Source organism: Actinomadura violacea (genome assembly GCF_017573465.1).
GTDB classification, from domain to species: Bacteria; Actinomycetota; Actinomycetes; order Streptosporangiales; family Streptosporangiaceae; genus Spirillospora; species Spirillospora violacea.
In genome coordinates, this window is record NZ_JAGEPF010000009.1 from 294,626 (window position 1) to 307,513 (window position 12,888).

The following is a 12,888-nucleotide window of genomic DNA, read 5'->3' on the forward strand; positions in this document are numbered from 1 at the left end:
CGGTGGTGCGGGGAATCCTTTTTCAGGGGGGTTTCAGGGGGTGATGTAGACGCTCTTCTCGCGCAGGTAGAAGAGCATCATCGAGGGGCCGGCCTGCTCCTTGAACGTCTGCGTGCTGGAGTCCTTGAGGCCGCCGAAGGGGACGGTCATCGCCATTCCGGACGTTGGCTGGTTCACCTTCACCAGCCCGCTGTCAGAACGGCGCGCGAACTCCAGCGCCCGGTCCAGGTCGCGGGTGACGATCCCGGCGGACAGCCCGTAGTCGGTGCCGTTCGCCAGGTCGACCGCCTCGTCCAGGCCGGACGCCCGCTGGAACCCCAGCACCGGCCCGAAGATCTCCTCGCGGGTGATCCGCATGTCCGGGGCGAGGCCGGCGAAGACGGCGGGGGCGACGAAGTAGCCGTCGCCGGGCAGGCGCCGCCCGCCGGTGACGAGCTCGGCGCCCTCCTCCTCCCCGATCCGGACGTAGTCGAGGAACTTCTCCAGCTGGAAGTCGGCGGCGAGCGGGCCCATCTGGACGCCGTCGTCCAGGCCGTTCCCGACGACCCGGGCCTCGGCGGCGCGCGCGACCCGGTCGAGCAGCTCGTCGTGGACGGCGTCGTGCGCGATGACCCGGCTGGTGCCGGTGCACGCCTGGCCGGACAGCCCGAACGCGCCCTTCAGGATGATCTGCGCGGCGCGGTCCAGGTCCGCGTCGTCCATGACGACGACCGGGTTCTTGCCGCCCATCTCCAGTTGCGCGCGCCGCGCCGGCCCGACCGCCGCGTGGACGGCCCGTCCCGCGCGGGTCGAGCCGGTGAACGTCACCGCGCCGACCCGTTCGTCGGCCGCGACCGCCGCACCGGCCTCGGCGCCGCCGTGCACCAGCGCGATCGCCTTCGGCGGCAGCCCGCCCGCGAGCAGCGCCTCGACGAGCCGCTGCGCCAGCAGCGGCGTCACCGGCGACGGCTTGAAGACCACCGCGTTGCCCGCCGCGAGCGCCGGGCCGATCTTGCGGGACGGGATGTTCAGCGGGAAGTTCCACGGCGTGATCGCGCCGACCACCCCGACGGGCTCGCGCCGCGTGTAGACGAGGCCGCCGTCGGTGGACGGGTAGCTGTCGCCGGTGATCCGGTGGGCCTCGGCGGCGTAGAAACGCAGGTTGCGGGGCGTGCGGGAGACCTCCATGGCCGCCTCGGCGCGGGTCTTGCCCTCCTCGCGCACCAGCTCGCCGACCAGGTCGGCCGCCCGGTCCTCCAGCCACCGGGCGGCCGCCTCCAGCACGTCGGCGCGCTTCTCGGCGGCCACCGCGCCCCATTCCGCAGCGCCTTCGACGGCATAGGCGACGGCCTTTTCGACGTCCGCTGCCGACGATTCGGGGAACTCCCCGACGACGTCGCCGAGATCGGCCGGATTATGGCGCCGGAACGTCACTCCCGACGAGGCGGGAACCCATTCCCCGCCGATGAGGCTCAGCCCTTCGTGCACGGTCACTCGTCCTCCACGTTCGGTGCGGCGATCGCGGTCAGCTCGACTTCCACCGGGGCGCCGCCGGGCAGCGCGCGGACGCCGATCGCGCTGCGTGCGGGCCGTCCGAGCCCGAGGGCGTCCAGGACCTCCGAGGCCCCGTCGGCGACGGCGGACAGGTCGGTGAACCCGTCGGCGCAGGCCACGTACACGGTCATCCGGAGCCAGCGCCGGACCCGCCCGGCGTCCCCGGCGGTCACCGCGGCGACGGCGTTGCGGGCGGCGAGCGCGGCGGCGCCGCGGGCCTGCGCCACGTCCAGGTCCCGCCCGACGAGGCCGGTCACGACGAGGCGGCCGTCCTCGCGGGGCGTCATGCCGGCGCTGGTGAGCAGCACGTCTCCCGCGCGCAGCGGCTCGGCGACGGCGGTCACGTAGGCGCCCTGCGGACGCGGCGCCGGGTTCGGCGTGGACACCGGGGTTTCAGACACCGAGGGCCACCCCGTCCTGGCGGGGGTCGGACGCGCCGAGCAGCGCGCCGCCCGCGACGGAGATGATCTGCGCGCTGCCGCCCGCGTCCCACGCGTCCTGGACGGCGACGTCGTGCCCGGACGCGCGGAGCGCCTCGATCCGGGCGGCGCCGAGCCGGGACTCGACGCGCAGCTCGGGCGGCCGTCCGAGGACGTCGGCGTCGCTGCCGGGGTGGACGGTGAAGCGGGGCGCGGCGACGGCCGTCGCGGGGTCGTGGCCGTGGTCGAGCAGGTGCGAGAGCAGCTGCATGTTCCACTGCACCTGGCCGTCGCCGCCGGGGGTGTTGCCGACGTGCAGGAGGCGGCCCGCCGAGTCGGTGACGAGCCATGCGTTCAGGGTGTGCAGGGGGCGGCGGCGCGGCCGGACCTCGTTGGGGTGCCCGTCGATGAGGTAGGCGCCGCGCCCGAGCCGGTTGTTCAGCACGACGCCGGTGCCGGGGACGGTCATCCGGGCGCCGAAGGTGAAGGCGAGCGAGTGGATGAGGCTGACCGCGCGGCCCTCCTCGTCCACCGCGACCATGGACGTGGTGTCGCCGCCGGCCGGCACCGGCGAGGGCGCGGTGGCGGGCAGCTCGCCGCCGTCGAGGCGGGCGCGGGCGGCGGCGATCGCACCGTCGGCGAGCAGGCCGCGCCAGTGGTCGCCGTCGGCGCCGCATCCGGCGAACCGGTCGGCGAACGCGAGCCGGGCGGCGGACGCCATCCGGTGGACGGCCTCGGCCGACAGCCACGGCAGCCCGGACAGCACGCCGTCGCAGAGGCCGGCCTGCTGCGCGACCATCCAGCCGGGCGTCGGCGGCGTCGTGAGGTGGACGGTGGCGCCCTGGTAGGTGCGGGTCAGCGGGGTCTCGGCGGCGGAGCGTCCGCTCGCCATCCACTCGTAGCCGGAGAACGGGGCGCCGGCGGCGACGAGCGCGTCCACGCACCGTTCGGCGAGCCCGCCCGCATACAGGTCGTTCGGGTCGGCGGCGAGGCGGCGCAGCGTCGCGGCGAGTTCGCGCTGGTGGAGCGGCTCGCCGGCGGACGGGACGCGGCCGCCCGGCAGGAACGCCTCCGCGGTGCCGGCGTCGCGGGCGAGGGCGTCGCGGCGCTCGACGATGTCGGCGCGGGTCTTCAGCGTGCAGGGCAGGCCGTTCTCGGCGGCGTCGATCGCGGGCGCCCACAGTTCGGGGAGGCCGCGGGACGCGGAGTCGGCGTGCAGGGCGGCGAGCGCGGCGACCGCGCCGGGGGCGGCGACGGCGAGCGCGCCCTCCAGCGGGACGGCGGTGAGGCCGCGGTCGCGGTAGAAGGCGGGTTCGCCGCCGTCCGGGCCGAAGCCGCTGCCGTTGAACGTGGCGACCGACCCGTCGGGGCGGCGCAGCAGCGCGAACGCGTCGCCGCCGACGCCGCACTGGCCGGGCAGCGCCAGCCAGGACAGGGCCGCCATGGCGAGCGCCGCGTCCACCGCGTTCCCGCCCTCGGCGAGCACGCGCGCCCCGGCCAGGCTGACCGCGGGGTGGCTGGAGGCGACCATGGCGCGGGAGGCGGCGGCGGGGCCGCGGCCGGGGTGCCCGAAGCCCGCCGACGTTGCGTTCCGTACTGACATGCCGCCCAGTTTCGGCGGGCCGCGAACCGCCCCGATACGGGCCGAATGCCGAAGATCGTCACCCTTCCTTGGGCACTGTGCACACACAGAACGGACACTTCCCAATGCTTGCCAACGAGTCCGACATCGTGCACAAAATGACTGGCTGTGCCGTGTGCACGTTCCTCATTGCTCACCGAGGAGGGATCGACCAGATTCTCTGCAACCGTTGCGCCGATCGCCTCACAGACGGCGCCGACAGGGAGGTGGCGCGCCCGTGGGAGCCGCTCACTGGGTCTATCTGTCCGGAATAGTCCTCATCATCGCCGTCATGATCGCCCGCAAGAACGTCGTGATACCGGCCATCGCGGCCACGTTCCTGACGGCCTGGACGTTCACCGGAAGCTTCGTCAAGGGACTGGAGTCCATCTTCAATGCCAGCCTGACCTCGGCCTCCGAGCTGTTCAACATCTTCCTCATCATCGCGCTGGTCACCGCGCTGCTCGGCGCGCTGCGCGCGCTCGGCGCCGACCGCCGCATGGTCGAGCCGTTCCGCCTGGTCATGCGGTCGGGGCACTCCGCGTTCTGGGTGCTGGCGTTCGTCACCTACGCGATCAGCCTGTTCTTCTGGCCGACGCCGGCGGTGCCGCTGATGGGCGCGATCCTGCTGCCCGCGGCGATCGCCGCCGGGCTGCCGCCGATCGCCGCCGCGCTCGCCATCGCCGTCGCGGGTCAGGGCATGGCGCTGTCCAGCGACTACGTCATCCAGGTCGCGCCCGGCCTGTCGGCCAAGGCCGCCAACGTCCGCACCGACGCCGTCGCCGACAAGGCGATGGTCCTGTCGCTGATCACCGGCGGCGTCGCGCTGTTCCTCGGCTACCTGATGACCCGCTCGCAGTACCGCAAGCCGGACGCGCTGCTCCTCGAACGCTGGGAGGCGGGCGAGACGGAGACCGCCGCGCCCGCGGCGCGCCGCTCGCTCATCCCCGGCCTGCCGCTGCGCCGCATCCTGCAGCCCGCGCCCGCAGCAACCACCGCCGAGGGCGAGAGTTCCGTCGCCGTCCTCGCCCCCGGCTCGGGGCCCGGGGCGGGCTCCGGTGCCGGTTCGGTCACCGTCCCGGCGCCGCGCAACGGCGACGGCCCGTCCGGCGGGCCACCGTCCGATGGAACGTCATCCGGCGGAACGTCTTCCGGCGGATCGGGGCGGTCCGGCGGTGAGCCGGGCGACGCGATGGCCGCCGCCGCGCTCAAGTCCTTGAACGGCGGCGACCGGCCGGGCGACGACTGCCCGAAGCGGTCCAAGGCGTTCGCGGCGATCATCCCGCTCGCGCTCGTCGGGCTCGTCGGCTACATGCTGCTCGGCAAGTTCACCGACGCGGTCCCCGAGGTCGTCGGCGGCGACGCCGCCGCGCTGGTCGGCGGCGTCACCGTCGCGCTGCTGCTCGCCGCCGCCCTCGCCCGCGACGCCGGCGGCGCCCTGCAGGCGTGCGCCGACCACATCGTCGACGGCCTGGTCTTCGCCGTCCGCGCGATGGGCGTCGTCATCCCGATCGCCGGGTTCTTCTTCATCGGCAACGCCGACTTCGCCGGCAAGATCATGAGCCTCGGCGACGGCGCGAAGGCGCCCGGGTTCCTGTTCGAGTCCGTCACGCACCTCGAAGGCGCCATCCCCGACAGCCGCTACGTCGTGGGCTTCGGCGTCCTGCTCATCGGCATGATCACCGGGCTGGACGGGTCGGGCTTCGCGGGGCTGCCGCTCACCGGCTCCCTCGCCGGCACGCTCGGCCCGACGTCCGGCGTCGACCCGGCGCTGCTCGCCGCGATCGGCCAGATGGGCTGCGTGTGGTCCGGCGGCGGCGTGCTGATCGCCTGGTCGTCGCTGCTCGCGGTCGCCGGGTTCGCCCGGGTGCCGGTCATGGACCTCGTCCGGCGCTCGTTCGTGCCGGTGGTGGCGGGACTCGCGGTCGCCACCGTCGCCGGCCTGATCATCTACTGACGCGCCCGCCCGCGCCCCGTCAGCCCGCGCGACGTCCCATCCCCCACGCGAAGGAGCAAGGTGACCACCTCGTCCGACCTGTCCACGGCCGCCGCGCCCGGCACCCCCGGCGCGGCGGCCCCCGGCCGGCCCGCCCTCTCCCCCGTCCGGCTGCGCGCCGTGCTGCTGGTGCTGCTGACGTTCGGCGCCGGCGCGACCGACATCGTCGGCTTCCTCGGCATGGAGAAGGTCTTCACCGCCAACATGACCGGCAACATCGTGCTGTTCGGCCTCGCGGCGGGCGAGGCGCACGGCATCGACCTGGCCCGCTGCGGGATCGCCACGCTGGCGTTCGCGCTCGGGCTGCTCGCCGGGTTCCGCGTCGCCGGGCGCACCGACCCCGGGCACGTCTGGCCGTCCCGCGTCACCGCCGTCCTGGTGATCGTGCTCGCCCTGCAGACGGTGTTCTTCGCGGGGTGGGCGCTCGCCGGCGCCGAACCGCACGGCACCGGGCTGCTCCTGCTGATCGCGCTGTCGTCCACCGCGATGGGCGCGCAGACGGCGGCGGCGCGCAGCATGGCCGCCGACGGCATCACCACCACGTTCGTCACCGGCACGCTCACCTCGATCATGGGCGGGCTCACCGCCGGGAACACCGCGGCGGCCGGGCTGCGGACCTCGGTGATCCTCGCGCTCGCCGCGGGCGCCGCCGTCGCCGGGGCGCTGATGGCGCACGCGCCCGTGGCCGCGGCGGCGCTCAGCCCCGCCGTCCTGCTGGTCGTGGTGCTGGCGGCCCGCCGCCTGCACCCCGCCCGCACCCCCTGACGGGCCGGCGGTTCAGGAAAGCCCGGACCAGCGCGCCCGGGCCATGTCGACGCGGCGGCCGTCCGGGCGCAGCGGGGTGCCCTCGGCGCGGTAGTGCTCGTGCGCCTCGACCTCGTTGCAGCTCGGCGGCCGGCCGTCCGCGCGGATCACCCGCCACCACGGCACGCCGCCGCCGAACAGCGACATCACCCGTCCGACCTGCCGCGGCCCGCCCCGCCCCACCATCTCGGCGATGTCGCCGTAGGCGAGGACGCGGCCCGGCGGGATCCGGTCCACCGTGTCCAGGACCGCCTCGGCGTACTCGTCAGGTTCCGACCACATGCCACGATTCTCCAGGCCGCGCCGCGATACCGCCACCCGGCGCCCGCCAGCCCGGCCAGGCACAGCAGGCACACGGCGACGCAGGTCAGCACCACCGCGCCGGACCGGTGGACGACCTGGACGGGCCGGACGTCCCCCGCCGCGAACCGGCGTCCCGGGGCCAGGCCCGCGCCGGCCGTCCGGGCGCCCGCGAGCGCGTCGGACGCGGTCAGCGCGGCGAGCGCGTCGACCCGGCCGAAGCCGACGCCGAGGTCGTAGCCGCGGGCCGGGCGGTGCCGGGTGCTCGCCGCGAGCGCCTGCGCGACCAGCGCCGGGGCGAGCCCGGGATGCCGCGACCGGACCAGCGCCGCGACGCCCGACACGAACGCCGTCGCGGGGCTGGTGCCGTCGCCGATCCAGTACCGGTCGCCGGGGCCCGCGCCGATGATCTGCACGCCGGGCGCCGACACGACGACGGCGGAGTTGCGGTTCGAGAAGCCCGCGTGGCGGCCCTGGGCGTCGACGGCCGCGACGGAGATGACGCCGGGGAACGACGCCGGGTAGGTGTAGCGGGCGTGGCCGCCGCGCCGGGCCGTCCGGCCGGCGCCGCCGTTGCCGGCCGCCGCGACCACCACGACGTTCCGGGAGATCGCGTAGGCGACCGCGGCCCGCTCGCGCTCGGTCGGGTACGAGCGGCCGAGCGACAGGTTGATCACGTCGGCGCCGTGGCCGACGGCGTACCGGATCCCGTCGGCGATCGTGCCGGCGTAGCGGCGGTTCCCGGTGAACGCCGCGAAGCCCGGTTCGTCGCGCTCCAGGATCACCCGCAGGGACAGCAGCCGGGCCTGCGGCGCGACGCCGACCACGCCGAGGGCGCCGCCGGGGCCGTGCCCGTGACCGGCGATGATGGACGCCATGTTGGTGCCGTGCAGCCGTTTCGGCGGGACGCCGCGCGGCGACGCGCCCGCGGTGTAGTCGGGTCCGGTGGTGACGGAGCCGGCGAGGTCGGCCTGCCCGGCGTCCACGCCCGAGTCCAGCACGGCCACGGTCGTGCCCGCGCCGCGCGCAAGGGCCCACGCTTGCGGGACGTCCAGCGACTCCAGCACCCGCGTCACCGCGTCGCGGACCTGGTCGGCGCGGGCGGCGCCGGGGACGAGCGGCGGGACGGCCAGCGCCGCCGCGGCCAGCGCCGCGCCGAGCCGTCTCAGCACGACCACTCCCGGGTGCCGCAGCGGATCCGGGCGGGCGCGGTGAGCGGGCGCAGCACCCCGTCGACGAGCTGCGGCGCGAGTTCGGCGAGGTCGGGGAGCTGCCGCGCGGCGCGCAGCGTCGGCCGCCCGTCGGCGTACCCGGCGGTCGCGGCGACGACGTACGGGCCGCGCTGCGCGGCGGCGGACGCCTGCCGGGCCGCGTCGGCGAACCGCGCCGCGACCGTCCCGGGGAACGGCAGCGCCCGCAGGCCGGGCGACGGCGCGTCCGGCGGGAACCAGGCGAGGACGGCGTGCGCGGACGCGGCGTCCCGGAACGCGATCACGCCGACGGTGACGGCGAGGCCCTGCGCCTGGTCGAGGTAGGTGGCGCGGAGCGCCGCGCGGCAGCCGCGCGAGGTCAGGGTCCCGGACAGCCGGGCGTCGACGGCGGTGCCGCAGCGGGTGTCGGTGCCGATCCCGACGCGCCGCGCCGCCTCCGCCGAGCCCTCGTCGAGGCTGTAGCGGAGTGCGGCGGGGAAGATCTTCCCGGCGGGCCAGGACCGGTACCGGAGCCCGATCTCGGCGGTGACGGCGGCGGACCGCTCGGCGCCGGTCGGCCCGCGCGTCGTCTCGGCGGCCAGCCGGGCGCCCGCGACGGCGAGGACGGCCGCGCATCCGGCGGCCAGCAGCGGCGCGGCGGCGCGCGGCGGCCGCCGGCCGGACGGCGCGTCCGGGGCCTCGTCCGGTCCGGTGTCCGGGGGTGTGATCTCCGCGCGCGCCACGTGCGGAGCGTAACCGACGGGCCCCCGGCGGCGCCGGGTGACCGGCCGGTCAGGCGGGTGGTCCGCCGGGCGGTTCGTCCGGCGCGCCGAACGACGGCCGCGCGCCCGGCGCGGGCGGTACGGATCTCGCCGTGCCCGGCGGCCGGGTCCCCGCCGGGTCCGGCGGGGCGAAGGCGGGCGGTGCGCCGCCCGGCTGCCGGGGCGTGTCGCCCGAGGTCACGGGTGGTGCGGGCGCCGGCGGACGGGGCGCGGGCGCGCCGAACCCGCCGCCGCCGGGCCCGGGACGGGCCTGCGGCGGCCCGAACCCGCCGCCCGGCGGGCCCGGCGGGCTCCCGGGACCGGGAGGCGCCATGCCCGCGGGCACGGCGCGCGGGTGGCGGCGGTGGAACGCGAGCGCGATGACGGCCGCGCCGACAACGCCGCCGACGCCGATCAGGGTGACGGCGATGACGGTGGGCGTCACCCAGACCGGCCGGTGGACGATCGTGACCGGCCCCGGGTCGCGGTCGCCGAAGCGCTTGCCGCCCGGCCGGCCGGCGGACGCGGTGGAGGCGCCCTTGGCGAGCGTGTCGGCGGCGTTGAGGGCGCGTTCGGCGTTGACCTCGCCGAAGCCCACGTCGGGGCCGTAGCCGTTCTTCGGGCCGAAGCGGGTGCTCTCGATGAGGGCCTGGGAGACCAGCGCGGGCGCCATGTTGGGGTGCCGCGCGCGGATCAGCGCGGCGATGCCGGAGACCAGCGCGCTGGCGTCGCTCGTCCCGTCGGAGACGTAGTAGGAGTCGCCGGGCCCGGCGACGGGCAGTCCCGCGCCGGGGGCGGACAGCACGACCGACAGGTTCCGGTTGGAGAACGGCGCCCGCTCGTGCGACGGCTGCGTCGCGGCGACGGCGATGACGCCCGGGTAGGACGCCGGGTAGGAGTACGGCGAGAAGCCGTCGCCGTCGACGAGGCCGCTGTCGTCGCCGTTGTTGCCGACCGCCGACACCACGACGACGCCCTTGCCGATCGCGTACCCGATGGCGTCGCGCTCCGCGGGGATCTCGGTGTCCCGGCCGGGGACGCTGATCTTGCCGAGGGACAGGTTGATGATGTCGGCGCCGTGGTCGGCGGCGTACCGGATGCCCTTCGCGACGGCGTCCTCGGCCTCCCGCGAGCTGCGGTAGCGCGCGTAGCTCGGGTCCTCCTTCTCGCCGATGACGCGGATCGCGAGGACGCGCGACTCCGGGGCGATCCCGATGATCCCGGCGCGGCCGCCGGGCCCGTGGCCGTGCCCGGCGATCAGCGACGTCATGTTGGTGCCGTGCAGGTGGGCGGGCTTGCTGCCGCCGTCGATGGCGGCGAGCATGTTCGGCCCGACGGTGACGGACCCGGCGATGTCCTTCTGGTTGGGGTCGACGCCGGAGTCGACGACGGCGACGGTGACGTTGCCGCCCTTGGTGACCTTCCAGGCGGCGTCCATGCCGAGCTCGTCCAGGACGCCGCGCTGCCGGTCCCTGATCTCGTCGGCGTGCGCGGGCGGCGCGAGGAGCGGGAGCCACGCGCCGGCGAGCGCCGCCGCCAGCACGGCGGCCGCGCCGCGCCGGCGGGCGGGGCGGGCGCGGCGCGTCCGCGCCCGCGTCAGCACTTCCACCCGCTCTCGTGGCAGTCGGGCAGGGCCTTGGCGGACAGCGTCCGGGCGATGGTGTCGCCGAGCTGCGGCGCGATCGCGAACGGCTCGCCGGGCCGCTCCTTCCGGACGGCCGCGGCCGGGCGGCCGTCGGTCTCCCCGGAGGTGGTCAGGACGACGTAGGGGCCGCCGCGGCCGGACGTGCGGTCCTGGCGGGCGGCGTCGGTGAACCGGGCGGACGCGGTGCCGGGGAACGGGGCGGCGCGCAGCGCGGGGCGGACGGAGCCGCCGGTGGCGCCGTGCGAGCCGGGGATCGTCTTGAAGGCGCGGTCGGCGGCCCACGGGTCGGCGAACACGACGACGCCGACGGTGACGGCGATGCCCTGGAGCCGGTCGGTGTAGGTGGCGCGCAGCACGGCCTTGCAGCCCTGCTGGATCAGCGGCTGCGCGAGCTCCTGGTCGACGCCGGTGGCGCAGTTGGTGTCGGGGACGATCCCGGTCCGCGACGCGTACTCGGTGCGCCCCTCCGCCGGACTGTAGGTGATCTTGGACGGGAAGATCCGTTCGGCGGGCCAGGCCTGCCAGCGCCGCGCGACCTCCGCCTTCGCGGCCCACTCCAGCTCCGCGTTGGTGGGGTCGCGGTGCAGCTCGCCCCATGCGCCGACGATCGCGATCGTGCCGCTGACCAGGTAGACGCAGCCGACGACGATCGCGACGACCATCCACTGCCGGGCGCGCAGCCCGAGGACGGTGGCCAGGGGCGCGCCGGTACCGGGCGGAGCCGGCGGCGGGGGTGGACCGGCGGGCATGCGCGGGGGCGGTCCGGCGGGCATGCGGGGCGGCGGCCCGGGCGGGCGGCCCGGAGGCGCGCCCGGCGGCGGGCCGGGGGGAGCCGGGTGGCCGGGCCGCAGGGGCGGGCCGGGCGGGGGCGGCTGCTGGGAGGGGGGCAGGAATGCCACAACAGCCAAGATTAACTCTGGTTCATGACATTCCACCCTTCCATCGGGGTGAGGGCGCCCGTCCTAACCCGGACGCCGCCGCCGCGGACCGCCCCGGACGCCCCCGCTCCGGACGCGCGGAGGGGCCCCTCCGAAGAGGGGCCCCGGTCGCGCCGCGCGGGCGGCGGAGATCACCGGTCGATGGTCCGGCGGGCCTCCTTCGCCGCGTCCTTGACCTGCTCGCCGACCTGCTTGGCGCCGCCGGCGGCCTGGTCCTTGCGGCCCTCGGCCTCCAGGTAGGGGTCGCCGGAACGGCGCCCGGCCTCTTCCTTCCCCTGGCCCTTGGCCTTCTGACCCTTGTTCTTGAGCTTGTCGAGGATGCCCATGGCTCCTTCTTCCGTACGAGGTCCGTACGTGGGGTCAGGTGCCCGGTGTGTCCCGATCCATGCGGCCCGTGGCAAGGGGAATGCGCGCGGACATGGCAAGGTTGTCCCGTGAGGGGACGACGACGTCCCGCCCCCGTTACAGCCGAGCGTCAGCACAGGAGCACCCACCGTGTCGTTGCCACCTCTGGTCGAGCCCGCAGCGGAGCTCACCCGCGACGAGGTCAACCGCTACTCGCGGCACCTCATCATTCCCGACGTGGGGATGTCCGGGCAGAAGCGCCTCAAGAACGCCAAGGTCCTGGTCGTCGGCGCGGGCGGTCTCGGCTCCCCCGCGCTGCTGTACCTGGCCGCCGCCGGCGTCGGCACCCTCGGCGTCGTCGACTTCGACGTCGTCGACGAGTCGAACCTGCAGCGCCAGATCATCCACCGGCAGTCGTCGCTCGGCAAGCCGAAGGTCGAGTCGGCCGCCGACACGGTCCGCGAGATCAACCCGCTGATCGACGTGGTCGTGCACGACTTCGCGCTCGACCGCGACAACATCATGGACGTGTTCGCCCAGTACGACCTGATCCTGGACGGCACCGACAACTTCGCGACCCGCTACATGGTGAACGACGCCGCGGTGCTGCTCGGCAAGCCGTACGTGTGGGGCTCCATCTACCGGTTCGACGGGCAGGCGTCGGTGTTCTGGGCCGAGCACGGCCCCTGCTACCGCTGCCTCTACCCCGAGCCGCCGCCGCCCGGCATGGTGCCGTCGTGCGCCGAGGGCGGCGTGCTCGGCGTGCTGTGCGCGTCGATCGGCTCGATCCAGGTGAACGAGGCCATCAAGCTGCTGACCGGCATCGGCGAGCCGCTGGTCGGCCGGCTGATGATCTACGACGCGCTGGAGATGACGTACCGGTCGGTCAAGGTCCGCAAGGACCCCGAGTGCCCGCTGTGCGGCAAGAACCCGACGCAGACCGAGCTGCTGGAGGACTACGAGGCCTTCTGCGGCGCGGTGTCGGAGGAGGCCACCGAGGCCGTCAAGGACTCGACGATCACCGTCGTGGACCTCAAGGGCATGCAGGACCGCGGTGAGGACATCTTCCTGGTGGACGTCCGCGAGCCGAACGAGTACGAGATCGTCTCGATCCCGGGCGCGACGCTGATCCCGAAGGGCGAGTTCCTGAACGGCTCGGCGCTGGAGCGGCTGCCGCAGGACAAGAAGATCGTCCTGCACTGCAAGTCGGGCGTCCGGTCGGCCGAGGCCCTCGCCGTGGTGAAGAGCGCCGGCTTCGGCGACGCCGTGCACGTCGGTGGCGGCATCCTCGCCTGGGTGAACCAGATCGATCCGAGCCAGCCCTCCTACTGACGCA

At 75.6% G+C, this 12,888-nt stretch carries 12 protein-coding genes; 3 read left to right on the forward strand and 9 right to left on the reverse strand.

Translation table 11 applies throughout. From position 1 onward, the window contains the following. Nucleotides 1-33: 33 nt before the first annotated feature. Genes J4709_RS16220 through J4709_RS16230 form a run of 3 tightly spaced genes read right to left on the reverse strand, consistent with a single transcriptional unit; the run spans nucleotide 34 to nucleotide 3,555 of the window. The gene (locus J4709_RS16220; RefSeq protein ID WP_307801286.1) at nucleotides 34-1,473 is read right to left on the reverse strand and encodes an aldehyde dehydrogenase family protein; all 1,440 of its coding nucleotides are present in this window, start codon (nucleotides 1,471-1,473) and stop codon (nucleotides 34-36) included. Next, nucleotides 1,470-1,934, reverse strand: coding sequence for a RidA family protein (locus J4709_RS16225; protein WP_208241486.1), 465 nt, complete (start codon nucleotides 1,932-1,934; stop codon nucleotides 1,470-1,472). The genes J4709_RS16220 and J4709_RS16225 overlap by 4 nt, the downstream gene beginning before the upstream one ends. Then, a complete protein-coding gene (locus J4709_RS16230; protein WP_208241488.1) occupies nucleotides 1,927-3,555 on the reverse strand; it encodes a gamma-glutamyltransferase in 1,629 nt (542 codons plus the stop codon). Before J4709_RS16230 ends, J4709_RS16225 begins: the two co-directional genes overlap by 8 nt. Before the next feature lie 256 nt (nucleotides 3,556-3,811). Between J4709_RS16230 and J4709_RS16235 the strand changes: the two genes are divergently transcribed. Both J4709_RS16235 and J4709_RS16240 read left to right on the forward strand, forming a co-directional pair. Then, the gene (locus J4709_RS16235; RefSeq protein ID WP_208241490.1) at nucleotides 3,812-5,530 is read left to right on the forward strand and encodes a hypothetical protein; all 1,719 of its coding nucleotides are present in this window, start codon (nucleotides 3,812-3,814) and stop codon (nucleotides 5,528-5,530) included. A 60-nt stretch (nucleotides 5,531-5,590) separates the two neighbouring features. Next, complete coding sequence (locus J4709_RS16240) at nucleotides 5,591-6,334, forward strand: YoaK family protein (RefSeq protein ID WP_208241492.1); 744 nt, start codon at nucleotides 5,591-5,593, stop codon at nucleotides 6,332-6,334. Between the two features lie 12 nt (nucleotides 6,335-6,346). Here J4709_RS16240 and J4709_RS16245 read toward each other — a convergent pair whose 3' ends face one another. The 6 genes from J4709_RS16245 to J4709_RS16270 all read right to left on the reverse strand — a co-directional run bounded on the left by J4709_RS16245 (nucleotide 6,347) and on the right by J4709_RS16270 (nucleotide 11,533). Next, nucleotides 6,347-6,610, reverse strand: coding sequence for an MGMT family protein (locus tag J4709_RS16245; RefSeq protein WP_307801287.1), 264 nt, complete (start codon nucleotides 6,608-6,610; stop codon nucleotides 6,347-6,349). Next, nucleotides 6,520-7,845: a S8 family serine peptidase gene (locus J4709_RS16250; protein ID WP_307801289.1), complete on the reverse strand. Its 1,326-nt coding sequence runs from the start codon at nucleotides 7,843-7,845 to the stop codon at nucleotides 6,520-6,522. Before J4709_RS16250 ends, J4709_RS16245 begins: the two co-directional genes overlap by 91 nt. Then, nucleotides 7,839-8,606 carry a hypothetical protein gene (locus tag J4709_RS16255; protein ID WP_208241496.1) on the reverse strand — a complete coding sequence of 256 codons (768 nt, stop codon included), beginning with the start codon at nucleotides 8,604-8,606 and terminating at the stop codon, nucleotides 7,839-7,841. Before J4709_RS16255 ends, J4709_RS16250 begins: the two co-directional genes overlap by 7 nt. 49 nt (nucleotides 8,607-8,655) lie before the next feature. Beyond that, entirely contained in the window at nucleotides 8,656-10,233 is a 1,578-nt protein-coding gene (locus J4709_RS16260; RefSeq protein ID WP_307801290.1) for a S8 family serine peptidase, read from the reverse strand. Further along, nucleotides 10,221-11,018 carry a hypothetical protein gene (locus J4709_RS16265; protein ID WP_208241497.1) on the reverse strand — a complete coding sequence of 266 codons (798 nt, stop codon included), beginning with the start codon at nucleotides 11,016-11,018 and terminating at the stop codon, nucleotides 10,221-10,223. Before J4709_RS16265 ends, J4709_RS16260 begins: the two co-directional genes overlap by 13 nt. Nucleotides 11,019-11,338: 320 nt before the next feature. Continuing rightward, complete coding sequence (locus J4709_RS16270; RefSeq protein WP_173099188.1) at nucleotides 11,339-11,533, reverse strand: CsbD family protein; 195 nt, start codon at nucleotides 11,531-11,533, stop codon at nucleotides 11,339-11,341. Between the two features lie 169 nt (nucleotides 11,534-11,702). Here J4709_RS16270 and moeZ point away from each other — a divergent pair, with 169 nt between their 5' ends. Continuing rightward, nucleotides 11,703-12,884 carry an adenylyltransferase/sulfurtransferase MoeZ gene (moeZ, locus tag J4709_RS16275; RefSeq protein WP_208241498.1) on the forward strand — a complete coding sequence of 394 codons (1,182 nt, stop codon included), beginning with the start codon at nucleotides 11,703-11,705 and terminating at the stop codon, nucleotides 12,882-12,884. Nucleotides 12,885-12,888: the final 4 nt, after the last annotated feature.